A 19,636-nucleotide genomic window follows, 5' to 3' on the forward strand; every position below is an offset into this window, starting at 1 on the left:
TTGGACGAGCATTGCGTAGGACTTCGGACTATTATCAGTGCGAAGGGGCTACAGAACTTCGGCCGCTCGGCACTACCCTGAAGGGGGCACCATGAAAGAGAAAATCCAAAACTGGCTGCATGATCTGGGTGTCGCACTCGGTTTGATCGAACCGCCTCTGCAACCCGTGCCTATTCGCACTGACGACGAACAACGTCGCCGCCAGCAGCAACGCCGCCGGTAAGTCATAAATCCTGAAAAGATCGCAGCCTTCGGCAGCTCCTACAGGGAGTGTGTCTGTGCTGCGATTGCGGGTACGCCTGTAGGAGCTGCCGAAGGCTGCGATCTTGGCGGTCGACAGGTTAGATCAAGTGTGGCGGTTTAATACCGACCGATCTCAATCAAAAACCGGCTCAAGTCGTCGACGGTCGTCGCAGTCTTGAGCATCCGGTCTTCTTCGGCGGTAAATGCCGTCAAACCCAGCTGATCCTCCAGATGGAAAATCAGTTCTTCAATATCTTCTTTATCCAATCCCAACTGCACCAGAGGGGTGTTGTCGTCGAAGTCATCCCGGCCCTCCAGCAGGCGGCTGATGAAGCGGTGCACGGCTGTACGAACGGCATCTCTTGTCATGATTGTTCTTCGAGGGCGTTATTGTTGTTGTCCCTGGTGCTGAGTACAGCAGGCTTCAGGCGTGTCGGCGCTGCCACTCGTCAATCATCGTGCGTAATAGCAGTTTTCTTCAGACGAAAAAAACGGGTGTGGCAACCGACGCCACACCCGTCGAAGAAAGCATCAAGTCGTTATAGAAAGCTTAGACAGCGCTCGCCACCACTGCTGGGCGACGGGACAGCAAGCTGACGACCACGAAACTCACCAGACCCACGCCGAGGCTGTAGTAGATCGGGGTGTTGGCGTCCATACCGTCCTTGACCATGAACAGCAGCGCGGTGGCAAAGCCCATGCCCATGCTGGCGATAGCGCCGGCGGTGGTTGCGCGTTTCCAGAAGATTGCACCGATCAGCGGGATCAGCATGCCGCCCACCAACAGGTTGTAGGCCAGGGTCAAGGCACTGATCACGTCGTTTACCACCAGCGCGATACCCAGCACGGCGATGCCGGTCAGCAGCGTGAACAGGCGATTGATACCCAGACTCGACTGTTTACCGCCGCGCAGTTTCGGCAGCAGGTCTTCGGTCAGGGTGGTGGCGGCGGCGAGCAGGCCGGCACTGGCGGTGGACATCATGGCCGCCAGGGCAGCCGCAATCACCAGGCCACGGATACCGTCCGGCAGGGACAGTTTGACGATGGCGGCGAAGGCGTTGTTGACGTTGTCCAGGTCCGGGATCAGCACATGAGCGGCCATGCCGATCAGGGCGCAGGCCAGTCCGTAAATGATGCAGTAGACGCCTGCGAATGTACCGGCGACCTGAGCCACTTTGGCGCTCTTGACGGTGAACACGCGCTGCCAGATGTCTTGGCCGATCAGGATCCCGAAGAAGTAGATCATGAAGTAGGTGATGATGGTGTCCCAGCCAATCGTGGTGAAGTTAAAGGCGGTGGCCGGCAGTTTCAACACCAACTCATCCCAACCGCCGACGCGGTACAGGCAGATTGGCAACAGGATGAACATCAGGCCCACGGTCTTGATGACGAACTGGACGATGTCGGTCAGGGTCAGGGACCACATGCCGCCGATCGCCGAATAAATCACCACCACGCCACCGCCGACCAATACCGACAGCCAGAACGGCAGGTCGAACAGCACTTGCAGCACGGTGCCAATGGCCAGGATCGAGACCACGCCGATCATCAGCGCATACGCCAGCATGATCACCGCGCTCGCGGAGCGGGCCATCGGGTTGTAGCGTTTTTCCAGCACCTGGGTAACGGTGTAGATTTTCAGTTTCAGCAGCGGTTTGGCGAGGAACAGGTTCAGCGCCACGATCCCGCAACCGAGAGCCGCGCAGAGCCAGAAACCGGATATGCCATGGACGTAGCCCAGGCGCACGGTGCCGACGGTAGATGCGCCGCCCAGAACGGTAGCGGCCATGGTGCCCATGTACAGGCTCGGGCCGAGGTTACGACCGGCGACCAAAAAGTCTTCGTTGGTCTTGGCCTTGCGCATGCCGTAGTAGCCGAGTATCAGCATCGCGGCGGCGTAGATGAGTACGACGAATAAATCCAAAGCCATGATGGCGTGTCTCCGATTGTCTTTTTTATGGTGAGGCGAAAATCAATCTTTGTGGTAAATCGACCCCTGTAGGAGCGAGGCTTGCCCGCGAAGGGAACGCCGCGGTCCGTCAGGCAGACCGCGTTATCGTTCTTCGCGGGCAAGCCTCGCTCCTACAGGTGGATCAAGCTGTTTGTCTGAGAGCCGGTTTACCGAGCGAATCCTTGCCCTTGCTGCGTGCATCGGTCGGGCCAAATACTTCCCGCGGTTCCGGGAACAGGCTCAGCAGCGTCAGGTACACCAGAGAGGCCAGACCGAGGGTCACCGGCAGGCTGATGTCGATGCCGCCCGCCAGATTCCCGAGTGGCCCGACAAACTGCCCCGGCAGGTTCACGAAGCACAAACCCACCAGCGCGCTCGGGATCCAGGCACCCAACCCACGCCAATTCCAGCCGTGGGTGAACCAGTAACGGCCACCTTTCTCGCCGCGAGTGAACACTTGCAGGTCATCCGGGCAGTAGAAGCCGCGACGTACCAGCAGGCCGATGATCATGATCACCATCCACGGGGTGGTGCAGGTGATGATCAGCACGGCGAAGGTCGACACGCTCTGCACCAGGTTCGCCGCAAAGCGCCCGATGAAGATGAAGGCAATCGACATCACGCCGATCAGCAGCGTTGCCTTGACCCGCGACAGCACCCGCGGAAACACGCTGGACATGTCCAGCCCGGTGCCATACAGCGAGGTGGTGCCGGTGGACATGCCGCCGATCACCGCAATCAGGCACACCGGCAGGAAGAACCAGCTCGGCGACACTGCCAGCAGACCGCCGACGTAGTTGTTGGCCGCGATGTAGTCCGGTGCCTTGATCGCCACGATGGTGGCCGTGGCGAGGCCGAACAGGAACGGGATCAACGTGGCAAGTTGCGCAGCAATCACCGCCAGCATGATGCGACCCTTCGGGGTTTCACGCGGGATGTACCGCGACCAGTCGCCAAGGAACGCACCGAAGGAAATCGGGTTGCTCATGGCGACCAGCGCGGCACCGATGAAGGCGGCCCAGAAACCGGCCTGCCCTATGGCGACGGTACCGGCGAACTGGCTGTCGAAGGTCGGGGCGAACGCGAAGATGCCGAGCAGGAACAGCAGGCTGGCGGCCCACACAGCGATGCGATTGACCCACAGCATGAAGCGGAAGCCGTAGATGCACACGGTCAGTACCAGGATCGCGAACAGACCGTAAGCCAGGCCCAGTGTCAGGTCGGTTTCCGGGATGCCGATCAGGCGTTTCGCGCCACCGATCAACGCATCGCCCGAACTCCATACCGAGAGCGAGAAGAAGGCAATGGCGGTCAGCAGCGACAGAAACGAACCGACGATCCGTCCGTGCACGCCGAAGTGGGCGCCGGAGGACACAGCGTTATTGGTGCCATTGATCGGCCCGAACAGGCCCATCGGCGCTAGGATCAGCGCCCCGATTACCACGCCCAGCACAATCGCCCACACGCCCGCCTGGAAGGACAGGCCGAACAGCACGGGAAAACTGCCGAGCACCGCTGTGGCAAAGGTATTGGCGCCGCCGAAGATCAAGCGAAACAGGTCGCTGGGTCTGGCGTCGCGCTCATGATCCGGGATCTGTTCGACCCCGTTTGTTTCGATGCTGCTAAGGCTTTTTTCTTTGTTGTTGTTATTCATGATCTGCTCCGATCATAAAGGCGCGCTCATCGTGCGTGAGCGTCACCTGTTTGGCTAAGGGGGTGGCAGCCCTTCCGGCATTGCGGACAAATGTTCGTGGCAGGCCAGCCATAGGCCTTGTTGTTCTTGGCCAGACGTCTGTTTTTTGAAAACAATCGTCTCGCGCTCCTGGCTGAAGTGTTGCTCCCCTTGCATGCGCAGCTCGGTGGCCACGTCATGGATGAAAATCGCCACGTCACCCTGCAGGCTGACGAAGGCGTTGCTCGAGGTGCATGACAGCACCTCGAAGCCGTCCTCGGCGCGCCAGGTGTCCCACAACGCCTGATAGGCATCGCGCGACAGCAGGGGCTGCTCGAGGGTGTAGAACACGAAGCTGGCATCAACGCTGAACGCGCCGAAGTAGGCTTCGCGATCGTTACGGGCAAAGGCCGATACCAGAACGGCGGCGGCGTTGAGTACCTGATCACGTTCGTTCATGACCGATCCTCAGCGATGGACCACGCCCGGCAGTACGCAGAGCATTTCGTACAGCAGGTTGGCGCCCAACAGCGAGGTATTACCGGTGGTGTCGTACGCTGGCGAGACTTCTACCAGATCGCAACCGACCAGATCGAGGCCTTGGCAGCCGCGCACGATTTCGATCGCCTGAATGGTCGTCAGACCGCCAATTTCCGGGGTGCCAGTGCCTGGTGCCCAGGCCGGGTCGATTCCATCGATATCGAAACTCAAATACACCGGACCGCCGCCGACTTTCTCGCGCACTTCGGCCATCAGCGGTGCCAGGGATTTGTGCCAGCATTCTTCCGCCTGAACCACACGGAAGCCTTGATTGCGGCTCCAGTTGAAGTCATCAGCGGTGTAACCCTGAGCGCGCAGGCCAATTTGCACCACACGGTCGCAATCCAGAAGGCCTTCTTCTACGGCGCGACGGAAGGTGGTGCCATGGGCGATTTTCTCGCCGAACATGTGATCGTTCACATCGGCGTGGGCGTCGATGTGCACCAGGCCGACCTTGCCGTGCTTTTTATGGATGGCACGCAGAATCGGCAGGGTGATGGTGTGATCGCCGCCGAGGGTCAGGGGGATCACGTCGTGTTCGAGGATATTGTCGTAGGCCTCTTCGATGATCCGCACGGCGTCCAGCAGGTTGAACGTGTTGATCGCCACGTCACCGATGTCGGCAACCGACAGCGAATCGAACGGTGCGGCGCCGGTGGCCATGTTGTACGGGCGGATCATCACCGATTCAGCGCGGATTTCACGCGGCCCAAAACGGGTGCCGGGGCGCAGGGAAGTGCCGATGTCCAGCGGGATGCCGATAAAGGCAGCGTCCAGGCCAGCAGCAGATGGCAAATGGGGGAGTCGCAGCATGGTGGCGATGCCGCCGAAGCGCGGCATTTCGTTGCCGCCCAGTGGTTGGTGAAGAATCTTGTCCACGGGTAAGGCCTCATCGTCGTTGTTTTATTTATGTCGGCTGCACGCTCGGGGAGAGACGGGCACCGCTGTGGGCCGATTCTGCGAAATGTAGTGACCGGGAAGAATCGCTACGGGCAAATACTTAGTTCAGATTTTTCTAAACTAATGGCGAGGGCAGAGATAGACTTACCGTCATACACAGACCCCCTGTGGTGAGGGGCCTTTGTGGCGAGGGGGCTTGCCCCCGTTCGGCTGCGCAGCAGTCGTAAACCTGCCAACTCGGTCTGTCTGATGACACCGGGGTGAATGGTTTTGGGGCTGCTGCGCAACCCAACGGGGGCAAGCCCCCTCGCCACAGATATCGTTCGCCACAGAAACTCAGGGTTTCTTTTCGGAGCATCCAATGGCCAACGCTTTACCCGACCTGAAACTATTGCGCATTTTCGTCAGCGTGGTCCGCCATCAGGGGTTCGCCAACGCCCAGCAAGAGCTCAACCTCTCGACCTCGGCCATCAGCACTTACATGAGCCAGCTCGAAACGGCCCTGGGCCTGGTGCTTTGTCATCGCGGTCGCGGTGGTTTCAGCCTGACCAGCAAGGGCGAGCTGTTCCATCAGGAAACCCTGCGTCTGTTGGCGGAACTTGAAGGTTTCGAACAATACGCCGCCGCCCTCAAAGGCGAGCTGCGCGGCACCCTGAACCTGGGTGTGATCGACTCCACCGTCAGCGACAAGGCCTTGCCGTTCGCCGAAGCCATCGGCGCCTACAGTCAGGAGCACCCGGCGGTGCATTTGCATCTGTCGGTCATGAGCCCCTACGAACTGCAACTCGGCGTGCAGGACAACCGCCTCGACCTGGCCATCGGTGCCTTTTCCACGCGCATGAGCGGTCTGGTCTACATGCCGCTCTACCGCGAGCAACACTGGCTGTATTGCAGCAGTCGCCACCCGCTGTTCACCGAGCGGCGTATTCCCGAGCAAGTCATTACCCAACAGCGCATGGTCGGTCGCGGCTATTGGAGCCAGGCCGAACTGGCCCGCCACGGTTTCAAGCACAGCGCGGCGACGGTGGAAAGTATGGAGGCCCAGCTGATTCTGGTGCTGTCCGGCGCCTACATCGGTTACCTGCCGGAGCACTACGCCCAGGCTTGGGCCGACAAAGGGGATTTGCGCGTGTTGCTGCCAGCGACGTTCGGTTATCAGGCACCGTTCTCGATGATCGTGCGCCGTGGTCGCAGCCGCGAACCGCTGATCCAGACCTTCCGCGACCTGCTCAAAGCGCAGCTCAATCAGGCCGCTTAAAGGAAAAAGAAGCGATGTCCAGAATCCAATGCCCACGCTGTCTGCGCCCGCAAACCCATTGCCTGTGCCCGCTGATCCCGAGCCTCGACAGTCGCACTCGGGTGTTGCTGCTTCAGCATCCAAGCGAAGTGAACCACGCGCTGAACACCGCGCGATTGGCTGCGCAGGGGTTGAAGAATGCCGAGTTGATTGTTGGCGAGGTGTTCGAGGATTTGCCGGCGTTGTTGAATCAGCCGGGCTATCAGGCACGGTTGCTGTTTCCCGGCGAGGAGGCGCAGCCGATGCAGACCTACACCGCTAATGATGAGCCGCTGCTGCTGGTGGTTCCGGATGGCACCTGGCGCAAGGCGCGCAAAATGCTGCACCTCAATCCATTGTTGGCGGCGTTGCCCAGAGTGACATTGGCCGAGGGCGGGGTGTCGCGTTATCGCCTGCGCAAAGCTCCGGGGCCGGGAGCGTTGTCGACGGTGGAGGCGATTGTGCAGGCGTTGCAAACGCTTGAGTCCCCCGTCAGTTTTGAGCCGTTGTTGAAGCCATTCGAGGCGTTGATCGAGGGGCAGATTGCGGCGATGGGGGAGGAGACCTATCAGAAAAATCACGGGCGATGATCCCCTGTGGCGAGGGGGCTTGCCCCCGTTGGGTCGCGAAGCGGCCCCAAAAACCATTCAACCCCGTTGTATCAGGTAAATCGCATCAATCGGTTTTACGACTGCTTCGCAGCCGAACGGGGGCAAGCCCCCTCGCCACAGGACCGCGTCCAGCCTATCTTTCGCGCATCGCCTCAGTCCGCGCTTTCAACACCGGTTTAAGCAAATAATCCAGCACGCTTTTCTCCCCGGTAATAATGTCCACCGTCGCCACCATCCCCGGAATGATCAGCAGCGGTTTCGCATCTCCGCCCAAGTGATTCTTGTCGGTGCGCACTTGAATCAGATAAAAGCTGTTGCCCTTGTCATCGGTGATGGTGTCCGCCCCGATCAGCTCCAGCTTCGCACTCAACCCCCCATAAATCGTGTAGTCGTAAGCGCTGAACTTGACCATGGCTTTCTGGCCCGGGTGCAGGAACGCCACGTCTTGAGGGCGGACCTTGGCTTCGATCAGCAGGTTGTCTTCCAGCGGCACGATTTCCACCATGTCGTTACCCGGCTGGACCACGCCACCGATGGTGTTGACCTTCAGCATTTTGATAATGCCGTGAACCGGCGACACCACGGTGGTGCGCGTCACGCGGTCGTCGATGGCAATGCTCGAGGCGGTGATTTTCGACAGGTCGGTGCGTTTCTCATTCAGCTCTTTCGCCGCGTCTGAACGGAAGGATTGTTCGGATTCGTCGATCTTGCTTTTGATCTCATTGATCGCTGATTCGGCACGGGGAATCGCCAGGGTCGTGGCGTTCAGCGAGCCGCGGATCTCCACCGCGCTGCGTTTGAGCCGCAGGATTTCCACCGGCGAAACCGCCCCGGTGCCCACCAACGGCGCCGACATGTTCATCTCTTGTTGCAGCAGTGCCAGGCTGGAACTGAACTGGCCCTGTTTGGAACGGAATTCTGCCAACTCCTGGGTTTTCTGCCGAAGTTGTTCGGTCAATGTGCGCTGTTCACTGGCCAGTCGGCGCTGGCGTTGTTCATACAGCGAGCGTTCGTCCTCGGCCACTTGCGGCGCCTTGGCGATCACTTCCGCGGACAACTTGAATGGCCGGCCTTCCGCTTCGGCGGACAGCCGTTCGACCTGCGCGGTCAGTGCATAGCGGTCCGCTTCGCTTTCACCTTTGTTCGACAGAAAACGCGTGTCATCCAGGCGCAGCAACGTGTCGCCCTTGTTCACCATTTGCCCTTCGCGCACGAAGATTTCCGTGACGATGCCACCCTCCAGGTTCTGGATCACCTGAATCTTGCTCGACGGAATCGCCTTGCCTTCGCCCGTGGTGACTTCCTGCAACACGGCGAATTTGGCCCAGACCAGCGCGGTGATCAGCAACGCCGCTGCCAGCCACACGGTGATCCGCGACCAGCGCGGCGAATCCTGCAACGAGGCGCCGGCGGTTTCCGGCATGAATTCGCTTTCGGCGCTTTTGCTGAAACTGCCAAAGTAGCCTCTGTCCTTTGATGACGCGGACGATGAATCAGACATGGGCAACTCCTAAACCGTCGCAGAGCCGACACGGCCCTTGCGCAATGCATCGATGACCGCTTCTTTCGGGCCGTCGGCGACGATCCGCCCGTTGTCCAGCACCACCAACCGGTCCACCAGGCTGAGCATCGAGGTGCGGTGAGTGACCAGCAGCAGGGTTTTGCCCTGAATCCAGCCGTGGAGTTTTTGCCGCAGGACGTCTTCGCTGCTGTTGTCCATGGCGCTGGTGGGTTCGTCGAGCAGCATGATCGGCGGGTCGAGCAACAAGGCCCGCGCCAGCAACACCGCTTGGCGTTGACCGCCCGACAGCAATTGACCGCGTTCGCCTACCGGCCGGTCGAAGCCTTGGGGATGTTGACGAGCCAGTTCGGTGACGCCGGTCAGTTCAGCGACTTCAAGCATCCGGGCATCGCTGATGTAGCGCGCGCCGAGGGTCAGGTTGTCGCGCAGGCTGCCGGCCAGCAGCGGCAGGTCGTGGGCAACGTAGCCGATCTGTTGGCGCAGGTCGGCGACGTCCAGTTGTCGCAGGTCCAGGCCATCGAGCAGCAACTGGCCTTCTTCCGGCGCATAGAACCCCATCACCAGCCGCGCTAACGTGCTTTTGCCCGAACCGCTGCGGCCGATGATGCCGATCCGTTCGCCGGGTTTCATGCTGAAGCTGACGTTGGCCAGGGCCGGAGCATTCTGGCCGTTGTAGTGAAACGTCACGCCGCTGACGTCGAGTGCGCCTTGCAGTTGCGTGCGCTCCAATGGTCGCTGTTTGGCGTCACGTTCTTGCGGCAACGACATCAGCGCATCGGTGCTTTTCATGGTCAGTTGCGCTTGCTGATAACGGGTGATCAGCCCGGCGATTTGTCCCAGCGGCGCGAGCACGCGGCTGCCGAGCATGTAGGTCGCTACCAGAGCGCCGACGCTGAGGTTGCCGGCAATGATGCTGTAGACGCCGGCGACGATGGTCGCCATGCCGGAGAACTGTTGGATGAACAGCGTGCCATTGGTGGCCAGCGCCGAGAGGTTGCGCGCATGGCTGTCGAGGCGGGTGAGGGCGCCGTGGGTGCTTTCCCATTTGTGTTGGCGTTCGCTTTCGGCGCTGCACGCCTTGAGGGTTTCCAGGCCGCCGAGGGTTTCGATCAGCAGGGCCTGGCGTTCGGCGCCGAGGCTCAGACTCTTCTGCACGGTGTCGCGCAGACGTGACTGGATCACCATGGCAAAGATGATCGTGATGGGGAACGCCAACAGCGGAATCACCACCAGCCAGCCACCAAGCAGGCCGATCACCACCAGCATCAACACCGCGAAGGGCAGGTCGATCAGGCTGGTCAGGGTGACGGCGGTGAGAAATTCCCGCAGGCCCTGAAAGTCATGAATGCTCTGGGCGAAACCGCCGATGGTCGCTGGCCGCGCTTTCATCGCCATGCCGGTGATGCGTTCGAACAAGGTCGCCGAAAGAATCACGTCGGTTTTCTTCCCGGCGGTGTCCAGCAAGTGCGCACGAACCACCCGTAGCACCAATTCGAACCCGGTGCCGATCAGCAAGCCGATCGACAGCACCCACAACGTTGAAGTGGCCTGGTTCGGCACCACCCGGTCGTAGGTCTGCATCACGAACAGCGGCACCATCAGGCCCAGCAGGTTGATCAGAAAACTCGCCAGAATCGCATCGCTGTACAGCCACTTCGACAACTTCAGCGTGTCGCGAAACCACGCCTCGACTCGCGGCACCAGCGGCGCGCGCAAGTCTTCGAGTTCATGCCGCGGCCGGGCGAACAAGGCCTGGCCGCTGTAGTTGGTGGCCAGCTCGTCCGTGCTGACCCATTGTTCTCCACCGTCGGCTTCGCTCGGCAGAATCAGTGCCTGACCGTCATTGCCGAAGCGACGCAAGATTGCGCAGCGGCCATGGTTGAGGATCAGCATCACAGGCAGGTTGAGCGCGGAAATCTCCCCCAGTTCACGGCGCAACACACGCGCCTGCAAACTGGCCCGGGCCGCTGCGCGCGGCAGCAGGTCCAGGCTCAAACGTTGGTGTGCCATTGGCAGCCCGGCACTCAGGCTGGCGCGACTGACCGTCGCGCCATGAAGTTTGCAGAGGATCAACAGACCGTCCAGAAGCGGGTCATCGAAGCTCAGACGCGGATCGACGCCAGTGTTGCCGGTTTCCATGCTGGTCACTTGATCGCTCCCGTTGCGCTGCGGCAATTGGCATAAATATCTACATATCTCCCTGTAGGAGCTGCCGAAGGCTGCGATCTTTTGATCTTGATCTTGAAAAACAAAATCAAAAGATCGCAGCCTTCGGCAGCTCCTACACGGGGTTACTTCATTTCAGTTCAGGCAAACGAGCTTCGTTTTTCACTTCGGTGGAGGCGATCGCATCGGCGGGCAGCACCACCCGTTGTTTGCTCAGCAACTGACCCATATTCGCCAGCACGCGGTACATCGAAAACTCCTCGGTGTAGCGCACTTCGGTGTAGCGGCGGTTGGCGTTGTAGAGCTCGTTTTCACTGTCGAGCAAGTCGAGCAAGGTCCGTTGACCAAGGCCGAACTGATCCTGATACGCGGCCCGCACACGGGTGGTGGTTTCGGCGTATTCACGGGCGGTCGGGGTTTGTTTCTTGGCGTTGAGCATGGCGTTCCAGGCCAGGTGGATGTTCTCGTTGAGCTGGCGCAGGGCGTTGTTGCGGATGTCCAGCGCCTGGTTGATCTGGTGCGCATTGGAGGCCAGTCGGGCCTTGTCGCTGCCGCCGCGGAACAGGTTGTAGTTCATCACCACACCCACTCGCCATTCGTTGTCGTGGCCTTCGTCGCCCTGAATATTGTTATTCGCGCCCACCGCCGCTTCAGCGTCAAAACGCGGGTAGAACGGCGACTTGGAGACTTCGTACTGGCTCTCGGCCGATTGCACATCGGCCTGGGCGGATTTCAGGTACGGGTTGTTTTCCACCATGCTCTGCTGGGCTTCCGGAAGGGTGGCGGGCAATTCGCCGCGGGTCGATGGCGGCGCTTCGAGTTCATCGGGCATGCGCCCCACGACGCTGTAGAAATTCGTCTCGGCATCGGCCAGATCGACTTCGGCGGTGTCGAGGTTGTTTTGCGCCAGCGCCCGGCGAGCGGTGGACTGGTCGGAGTCGGCGTTGCTGCCAACCCCACGTTCGGTGCGCAGGCCGATCTGATCGTTGACCCGCATGTGCGCTTGCAGGTTGTTCTTGGCCAGGGTCACCAGTTCGCGGCGCTTGAGCACTTCGAGGTAAACCTCGACGGTGCGCAGGGCCAGGTCCTGAGCGGTGCCCTGAGCGTAATAGGCTCGCGAGTTGGCCACGCCTTTGGTGCGCGCGACCTCGTTGGAGGTGTTGAAGCCGTCGAACAGCATCTGCCGCAGGCGCAGTTCCGATTGGGTGTAGGTGAGGATTTCGGTGTGGTGGTTGCCCTGCGCCCGAGTGGTGGTGTTATCGCTGTACCCGCGCCCGTAGCCGGCGTTCAAATCCACCGATGGATAAAAGCCCCCTTTGGCGACTTTAATCTGCTCGTCGGCCGAGAGCCGGGCATCGACCCGCGACGACAGTTCCGGGTGGGTCGCAATGGTGCTCTGGATCGCCTCGGTCAATGACATCGCCTGAGCCTGAGAAGTGCAGGCCATGGCCAGCAAAATCGCGCTGCAGAGGGGGGTTAAAACGCGCATGGATGCCTCTCCCTGATTCCTGATGGTACTTAGTGAGTCGCCAAATATTTGACGTTATTTTTAAGCGAAACCGTCTCACGCTTGTTACAACAGAGCTAAGAACATCCTGAAGAGAAGCTAAGAAGGATTTCTCATAAGTCTTATGCCGAAAAAAACTTATGCGCTCTGAAAAATCCAGCACATTGTTCAATGCGAAAGCCTTGTTTTTGTGAGCTCTCAGAGCATCGACGGGCTTTAGGAAAGTTCCATTCACTTTTCGACACAGGGCGAAGAAGTGCTGGAGGGGAGGGAAGCGAGACGGTTTAGAGGCGACAATTTTTTGTCGCTCGAGTGATTCAAAACCGTTACGCATCGTTAACAGGGCGGTTATTTTGGAAGTGGACCCCGATGCCATTGATTGCAGAGGGTTTTATCCCGATCCAGGAATCCCCCTTGCGAGCGACACGCCTGGCGAGAATGTCGGGAGGCAGCGGTTTACCTCAGGTAAACGCTTTCTCGGCAAACAATCCGCCAGGCAACCTGCCTGAACCATGAGCACGTCTTCGCGCAAACAGGATGCCGACAGCAGTTGGCAGCGGAGGAAATGCACATGGCAACGCTCATCGGTATCGTCAGTAAGGTCATCGGTCAGGTGTACGCAGTGGCGGGTGATGGCACCCGACGCACTCTGGTCGAGGGCGATCGGCTGTTTGCCGGCGAGCAACTGGTCACCGGGGCCGAAGGCGCGGTGGCGGTGCAGTTGAAAAATGGCCAGGAGCTGACCCTGGGGCGTGACAGCAGCCTGCAGATGACGACCCAATTACTGGCGCATCAGGTCCCACACGTGGAGACCGCCGACGCAGTAACACCGAGCCAGGCGCAACTGACCGATGTCGAGCAACTGCAAAAAGCCATTGCCGCTGGCGCCGACCCGACTCAAACAGGTGAAGCCACTGCCGCCGGACCGGGCGCCTCGGGCGCGCCGGGTGGATTGGGCGGCGGTCACAGTTTTGTGTTGCTGGAGGAAGTGGCGGGCCGGGTCGATCCCATCATTGGTTTCCCCACCGCGGGCTTCAACGGTATTCCCGAATTCCCCTTGGCGCGCCGAGACGCTGATCCGGGCAATGGCGATAACGGTGCGGGTGGTGCAGGTGGGACCGGCGCGCTGAATAACCCGGTCACCCTCATTGGCCTGTCGGCGGCGGGGGGCGAACTGACCCTCAATGAAGCCCATCTGGCGGACGGTTCAGCCAGCAACCCCGGAGCACTGATTCAAAACGGCACATTCACAGTCATTGCGGCTGACGGGCTGACCAGCCTGAACATCGGCGGGATCAACGTGATCAGTGGCGGTGTGCCCGCCGGTTTTCCGCAGTCGATCACCACGCAACTGGGCAACACCCTGACGATCACCGGTTACAACCCGGCCACCGGCGTGGTGAGTTACAGCTACACCCTGGTTGGCAACGAAACCCACTCGGCTGGCGACGGCGCCAACAACCTCAGCGAACAGTTCACCGTGGTCGCGAGTGATAGCAACGGCGATACCGCCACCGGTTCGCTGGACGTCAACATCACTGACGATGTGCCCAAAGCGGTCGACGACACCAACGCCAATACCGCCTCGGAAACCCTGCTGACCCTGACCGGCAGCGTGCTGCCCAACGACCTCCAGGGCGCTGACCGCATTGCCACCGGCCCCGACAGCGGGCCGGTCATCGGCGGCACGTTCAACGGGACGTACGGCACCCTGGTACTCAACGCCAACGGCACGTACACCTACACCCTGAACACCAACGATGCGGACTTCAAAGCCTTGAACGGCGGTGGCAACGCTACCGAGAATTTCGTCTACACCCTCACCGATTCCGATGGCGATACCAGCACCGCGACGCTGGTGCTGAACATCCAGAACAACGATGACCCAGTGACCCTCGATGGCCTGAACGTCAACGGCGGTGAACTCAACGTTTATGAGAAAAACCTCAGCGACGGCACCAGCCCCAACACGCCAGCCTTGACTCAAAGCGGCACCTTCACCGTCACCGCCCTCGACGGTTTGCAAACCCTGACGGTGGGCGGCATCGCGGTGGTCACCAACGGTGTGGCCGCAGGTTTCCCGCAATCGATTGTTACTGCGCTCGGCAATACGCTGACCATCACCGGTTTCAACAGTACGACCGGCGTTGTCAGCTACAGCTACACCCTGACGGATAACGAAACCCACCCGAACGCCGACGGCACCAACAGCATCACCGAGAACCTCAACGTCGTCGCCACCGACGTCGATGGCAGCACGGCATTGGGGCAGATCAACGTCAACATCGTCGATGACTTGCCCACCGCCAATCCTGATCTCGCCACGATAGACGAGGGCGCAACGGCCTCGGGCAACGTGCTGGACAATGACGTCGGTGGTGCCGACGGCCCGGCACTCAGTGGTGCGGTGGTTGGCGTGCGCGCCGGCAGCGACACTTCGACTTCAGCCATCGGTGGCCTGAATACGCAAATCATCGGCAGCTATGGCTACCTGACGCTGGATGCCAATGGCAACGCGGTGTATCACAGCAACCCGAACTCGGTCAGCGCGCCGGGCGCCACGGACGTGTTCACCTACACCGTGCGCGATGCCGATGGCGATGAAAGCACCACGACCATCACCATCAACGTGGCCGATTGCACCCTCGTGGCGGTCACCGATACCGACGTGACGGTTAGCGAAAAAGCCCTGGATTTGACCCAGGATGGCCAGGACCTGGCAGCGGGCACGGTCACCGGCAGCGAGCCCGGCAACACCGGTGAAACCGCCTCCGGCACGTTGGTCGGCTCGGTCACCGGCACCACTGGCGTGATCACCTACACCCTGGTCGGCAGCGCCACCGGGACTTATGGGCAACTCCTGCTCAATCCGGATGGCAGCTACACCTACACGCTGACTTCCGCGCCAGCGACCACGCCCAACGTCAACGACGGGCCGAATACCCTGAGCGAAAGTTTCACCTATCAAGCGACCGATCCCTTGGGTAACAGCGTCACCAGTACCATCGTGATCAACATCGTCGATGACGTACCCACCGCCCACGCCGATGCAGTTGCGGTGGCGGAGGGCGGGACAGTCAGCGGTAATGTGTTGGGCAACGATGTGCTCGGTGCTGACGGCCCTGCGTCGGGTGGTGCAGTGGTCGGCGTACGCGCCGGTAGCGACACCTCGACGTCGGCCATCGGCGGCTTGAACACGCAAATCAACGGCAGCTACGGCTACCTGACTCTGGATGCCAACGGCAACGCCGTGTACCACAGCAATCCAAACTCTGTCAGCGCACCGGGCGCCACGGATGTGTTCACCTATACCGTGCGCGATGCCGATGGCGATGAAAGCACCACGACCATTACCATTAACGTGGCCGACTGCTCCCTCGTAGTGGTCCCCGATAATGACGTGACGGTTCACGAAAAAGCGCTGGATTTGACCAAGGATGGACAGGACCTGGCGGCGGGCACGGTTACCGGCAGTGAGCCTGGCAATACCGGCGAAACCGCCAGCGGCACCTTGGCCGGCTCCGTCACCGGCGCCACTGGCGCGATCACTTACACATTGGTCGGTAACACCACTGGGACCTACGGGCAAATCCTGCTCAACCCGGATGGCAGCTACACCTACACCCTGATTTCCGCACCAGCGACCACTCCCAACGCGCATGACGGACCGAACACCCTGAGTGAAAGCTTCACCTATCAGGCCACCGATTCTCTAGGCAACAGCGTCACCAGTACCATCGTGATCAACATCGTCGATGACGTGCCGACTGCGCACTGCGACTCAGTCTCGGTGGTAGAGGGCGGGACCGTCAGCGGGAATGTGCTGCACAACGATGTGCTCGGTGCTGACGGCCCGGCGTTGGGAGGTGCAGTGGTCGGCGTGCGCGCCGGCAGCGACACCTCGACTTCGGCCATCGGCGGCTTGAACAGCCAAATCAACGGCACCTACGGCTATCTCACACTGGATGCCAACGGTAATGCCGTGTACCACAGCAACCCCAACTCGGTCGGCGAACCAGGCGCCACGGATGTGTTCACCTACACCGTGCGCGATGCTGATGGTGATGAAAGCACCACCACCCTGACCATCGACGTGTCCAACAACTGCCTTGTAACGGTCACCGATACCGACGTGACGGTCTACGAAAAAGCCCTGGATTTGACCCGGGACGGCCAGGACCTGGCAGCAGGCACGGTCACTGGCAGCGAGCCTGGCAACAGCGGTGAAACCGGCTCCGGTACGCTGGTCGGTGCGGTCACCGGTGCCAGTGGCGCGATCACTTACACCCTGGTCGGCAGCGCCACCGGAACCTACGGGCAGATCCTGCTCAACCCCGACGGCAGCTATACCTACACCCTGACTTCGGCGCCGAAAACTTCGCCCAACGCCAACGACGGCGCGAACACCCTGAACGAAAGCTTCACCTACACCGCCACCGATGCCGTGGGCAACAGCACCACCGGCACCCTTGTGGTCAGCATCGTCGATGACGTGCCCAAAGCCGTTGCCTCGGACCGTTCGGTGCCCGCGGTGCAGATCGACTCCAACCTGCTGCTGGTGATCGATGTGTCCGGGAGCATGGTCGACCCTTCCGGTGTGTCGGGTCTGTCGCGGCTGGACCTGGCCAAGCAGGCGATCAGCGCATTGCTCGACAAGTATGACGACCTCGGCGATGTGAAAGTGCAGATCGTCACCTTCAGCAGCAGCGCCACGGACCTGACCTCTGTGTGGGTCGATGTGGCGACCGCCAAGTCGCTCATCGCTGGTCTCAGCGAGGGCGGCGGCACCAACTACGACGCAGCCGTGGCGACCATGCAAACCGCGTTCAACACCTCGGGCAAACTGATCGGGGCGCAGAACGTCGGCTACTTCTTCTCCGATGGCAAACCCAACGAAGGCGACATCGGCACCGCGGACGAGACCGCGCTCAAAGCCTTCCTCGACGCCAATGACATCAAGAACTACGCCATCGGCCTGGGCAGTGGCGTCAGTAACGCCAGCCTCGATCCAGTGGCCTATGACGGTAGCACGCACACCGACACCGACGCCGTGATAGTGACCGACCTCAATCAGCTCAACTCGGTACTCTCGGGCACCGTGCAAGGCGCGCCGGTCACCGGTTCGTTGTTGGGCGAGGGCGGTACATTTGGCGCCGATGGCGGATTCATCAAATCGATTACGATCGATGGCACCACCTACACCTATGACCCGAAAGCCAACAGCAATCAGGGTTCGCTGAGCTTCAGCGGCGGTGCGAACCACGGCACGTTCAACACCGCCAATAACACCCTGAGCATTGCCACCGACAACAGCGGCACCCTGGTGGTAAACCTCGACACCGGCGAATACACCTACCTCTCGCAGAAAACCACGGCCGCGGTGATCACTGAAAACATCGGCTTTACCGCCAGCGACAACGACGGCGATCTGGCCAGCTCCACTCTGGTGATCAACGTGATTCCGAACACACCACCGGTGGCGGTCGATGATCACGTCATCACCAACGTGCTGTCGGGCAGCATTGTGCTGCCGGGCGAACTGCTGCTGGCCAACGACACCGACGTCAATGGCGATCCGCTCACTGCATCGCCGACCACCTTCAATACCGGGTGGGTGATCAAGGGCGCGGACTTTACCGGCACCAACCCGAACTTCAGCTTCACCGGCAACAACGTCCAGGCAGTCACCATCGCCCGCAGCGCATTCGTCGCCAACACCGTGGCCATGACGGCGGTGCTGGTGGTCAGCGGGGCACTGGGGTCGGTCAACGCCAACAATACCAATGATGAGGACCGGATCACCGTCAACCTCAAACAGGGTGAAACCCTCAACCTGGACCACAACCTGGCGGCCGGCCACGTCACCATGGAGTACTCGGTCAACGGCGGTGCTTTCACTGCCATCGCCGACGGCCAGACCATCACTGCCACAGCGGACGGCACGTACCAGATCCACATCACCAACATCGACGACGGCGGTCCGGGCAACAGCGGGAAGGGGGCGGAAAACTACCAGCTGACCATGACCGTCAACTACGCCGGAGCCCAGGCCACCACGCCGGACTTCCACGGCACCTACACCGCCAACGACAACCACGGCGGCAGCGACTCGGCCAATGTGACCATCAGCTATCAGGATGGCCATACGCTGACCGGCACTTCGGGTGACGACGTACTGGTGGCGGGCGCTGGCAACAACGTCATCAATGCCGGCGACGGCAACGACGTGCTCACCGCAGGTTCAGGCAACAACGAGATGCACGGCGGCGCCGGCAACGACTTGCTGTTCAGCGGCGCCGGCAACGACCTGCTCGACGGCGGCACCGGCAACGACACCGCGAGCTATGCCCACGCCACCGCCGGAGTCACCGTCGACCTGGGTCTGGTTACCGCGCAAAACACCCTTGGCGCTGGCACTGACACCCTGACCGGTATCGAAAACCTCACCGGCTCGAACTTCAACGACAGCCTCATGGGGAACAACAACAGCAACATCATCAACGGCGGTTTGGGTAACGATGTGCTCAATGGCGGGGGCGGCGACGACTTCCTCATCGGTGGCCTCGGCAACAACACCCTCACCGGCGGCAGCGGCGCGGACACCTTCCAGTGGCTCAAAGGCAACAGCGGCCACGACGTCATCACCGACTTCACCCCAGGCACCGACAAACTCGACCTGTCGCAACTGCTGCAAGGCGAAAACGGCACCGCGGCATCGCTGGATGATTACCTGCACTTCACCGTCAGCGGCAGTGGCGCGTCAGTGATCACCAGCATCGACGTCAGCGCCATGGCCGGCGCCACGCCGAACCAGACCATCGACCTGGCGGGTGTGAACCTGGCCAGCCACTACGGCGTCACGCCGGGGGCGGATGGGGTGATTGCTGGTGGTCACGATACCGCGACGATCATCAACGGCATGCTCAATGACCATTCATTGAAGGTGGATACCGTGTGATCTAAACGTACAAAACCCGCCATTTCTTTGGAAAGAAATGGTGGGCTTTTTGTTGTTTGGGGTTTTGAAGGTCAAAAGATCGCAGCCTTCGGCAGCTCCTACGGATTCGGTGTTCACCGCCCTATCGCGGTTGAGCACAATCCCGCGTAGGAGCTGCCGAAGGCTGCGATCTTTTGATCTACAAACCTGTGTCTCTGGAGCAAAAAACAGGCCCGGGGTGAATATCGCCAGCCCTGGTTTTTTGTTGGGGCTTAGGGCCTCTTCGCGGGCAAGTCGGATCGCCGCACCGC

Annotated in this window: 12 protein-coding genes; 4 read left to right on the forward strand and 8 right to left on the reverse strand. The window is 60.6% G+C overall.

The window, feature by feature from the left end; translation table 11 throughout:
- The first annotated feature begins 91 nt into the window (after positions 1–91).
- A complete protein-coding gene (locus TU81_RS30945; RefSeq protein WP_256580670.1) occupies positions 92–223 on the forward strand; it encodes a PA1414 family protein in 132 nt (43 codons plus the stop codon).
- Between the two features lie 137 nt (positions 224–360).
- On the opposite strand, the gene TU81_RS14475 is transcribed toward TU81_RS30945, so the two are convergent.
- The 5 genes from TU81_RS14475 to speB form a co-directional block, all read right to left on the reverse strand.
- Complete coding sequence (locus tag TU81_RS14475; RefSeq protein ID WP_048395734.1) at positions 361–612, reverse strand: phosphopantetheine-containing protein; 252 nt, start codon at positions 610–612, stop codon at positions 361–363.
- Positions 613–793: 181 nt separating this feature from the next.
- Positions 794–2,173, reverse strand: coding sequence for a sodium:solute symporter (locus tag TU81_RS14480; protein WP_048395736.1), 1,380 nt, complete (start codon positions 2,171–2,173; stop codon positions 794–796).
- A gap of 163 nt (positions 2,174–2,336) precedes the next feature.
- Positions 2,337–3,848, reverse strand: coding sequence for a purine-cytosine permease family protein (locus TU81_RS14485; protein ID WP_048395738.1), 1,512 nt, complete (start codon positions 3,846–3,848; stop codon positions 2,337–2,339).
- 54 nt (positions 3,849–3,902) lie between these two features.
- Entirely contained in the window at positions 3,903–4,325 is a 423-nt protein-coding gene (locus TU81_RS14490) for a YybH family protein (RefSeq protein WP_048395739.1), read from the reverse strand.
- Between the two features lie 9 nt (positions 4,326–4,334).
- On the reverse strand, positions 4,335–5,285 hold the full coding sequence (speB, locus tag TU81_RS14495) for an agmatinase (RefSeq protein ID WP_030131905.1): 951 nt from the start codon (positions 5,283–5,285) through the stop codon (positions 4,335–4,337).
- Between the two features lie 382 nt (positions 5,286–5,667).
- Here speB and TU81_RS14500 point away from each other — a divergent pair, with 382 nt between their 5' ends.
- Both TU81_RS14500 and TU81_RS14505 read left to right on the forward strand, forming a co-directional pair.
- The gene (locus TU81_RS14500) at positions 5,668–6,564 is read left to right on the forward strand and encodes a LysR family transcriptional regulator (protein ID WP_048395741.1); all 897 of its coding nucleotides are present in this window, start codon (positions 5,668–5,670) and stop codon (positions 6,562–6,564) included.
- A gap of 14 nt (positions 6,565–6,578) precedes the next feature.
- The gene (locus TU81_RS14505) at positions 6,579–7,172 is read left to right on the forward strand and encodes a tRNA-uridine aminocarboxypropyltransferase (protein ID WP_048395743.1); all 594 of its coding nucleotides are present in this window, start codon (positions 6,579–6,581) and stop codon (positions 7,170–7,172) included.
- Between the two features lie 154 nt (positions 7,173–7,326).
- Here TU81_RS14505 and TU81_RS14510 read toward each other — a convergent pair whose 3' ends face one another.
- The 3 genes from TU81_RS14510 to TU81_RS14520 form a co-directional block, all read right to left on the reverse strand.
- Complete coding sequence (locus tag TU81_RS14510) at positions 7,327–8,694, reverse strand: HlyD family type I secretion periplasmic adaptor subunit (RefSeq protein ID WP_038982037.1); 1,368 nt, start codon at positions 8,692–8,694, stop codon at positions 7,327–7,329.
- A gap of 9 nt (positions 8,695–8,703) precedes the next feature.
- On the reverse strand, positions 8,704–10,863 hold the full coding sequence (locus TU81_RS14515) for a type I secretion system permease/ATPase (RefSeq protein WP_048395943.1): 2,160 nt from the start codon (positions 10,861–10,863) through the stop codon (positions 8,704–8,706).
- 148 nt (positions 10,864–11,011) lie between these two features.
- Positions 11,012–12,370 carry a TolC family outer membrane protein gene (locus TU81_RS14520; RefSeq protein ID WP_038982038.1) on the reverse strand — a complete coding sequence of 453 codons (1,359 nt, stop codon included), beginning with the start codon at positions 12,368–12,370 and terminating at the stop codon, positions 11,012–11,014.
- Between the two features lie 589 nt (positions 12,371–12,959).
- Between TU81_RS14520 and TU81_RS14525 the strand changes: the two genes are divergently transcribed.
- The gene (locus TU81_RS14525) at positions 12,960–19,346 is read left to right on the forward strand and encodes a retention module-containing protein (RefSeq protein ID WP_048395745.1); all 6,387 of its coding nucleotides are present in this window, start codon (positions 12,960–12,962) and stop codon (positions 19,344–19,346) included.
- Positions 19,347–19,636 lie beyond the last annotated feature (290 nt).

The organism is Pseudomonas lini (genome assembly GCF_001042905.1).
Classification (GTDB): domain Bacteria; phylum Pseudomonadota; class Gammaproteobacteria; order Pseudomonadales; family Pseudomonadaceae; genus Aquipseudomonas; species Aquipseudomonas lini.

Bases quoted from the DNA above. Each gene is read 5' to 3' on its own strand.
- TU81_RS30945 (WP_256580670.1), top strand. From the start codon at position 92: ATGAAAGAGAAAATCCAAAACTGGCTGCATGATCTGGGTGTCGCACTC.
- TU81_RS14475 (WP_048395734.1), bottom strand. From the start codon at position 612: ATGACAAGAGATGCCGTTCGTACAGCCGTGCACCGCTTCATCAGCCGC.
- TU81_RS14480 (WP_048395736.1), bottom strand. From the start codon at position 2,173: ATGGCTTTGGATTTATTCGTCGTACTCATCTACGCCGCCGCGATGCTG.
- TU81_RS14485 (WP_048395738.1), bottom strand. From the start codon at position 3,848: ATGAATAACAACAACAAAGAAAAAAGCCTTAGCAGCATCGAAACAAAC.
- TU81_RS14490 (WP_048395739.1), bottom strand. From the start codon at position 4,325: ATGAACGAACGTGATCAGGTACTCAACGCCGCCGCCGTTCTGGTATCG.
- TU81_RS14500 (WP_048395741.1), top strand. From the start codon at position 5,668: ATGGCCAACGCTTTACCCGACCTGAAACTATTGCGCATTTTCGTCAGC.
- TU81_RS14505 (WP_048395743.1), top strand. From the start codon at position 6,579: ATGTCCAGAATCCAATGCCCACGCTGTCTGCGCCCGCAAACCCATTGC.
- TU81_RS14510 (WP_038982037.1), bottom strand. From the start codon at position 8,694: ATGTCTGATTCATCGTCCGCGTCATCAAAGGACAGAGGCTACTTTGGC.
- TU81_RS14520 (WP_038982038.1), bottom strand. From the start codon at position 12,370: ATGCGCGTTTTAACCCCCCTCTGCAGCGCGATTTTGCTGGCCATGGCC.
- TU81_RS14525 (WP_048395745.1), top strand. From the start codon at position 12,960: ATGGCAACGCTCATCGGTATCGTCAGTAAGGTCATCGGTCAGGTGTAC.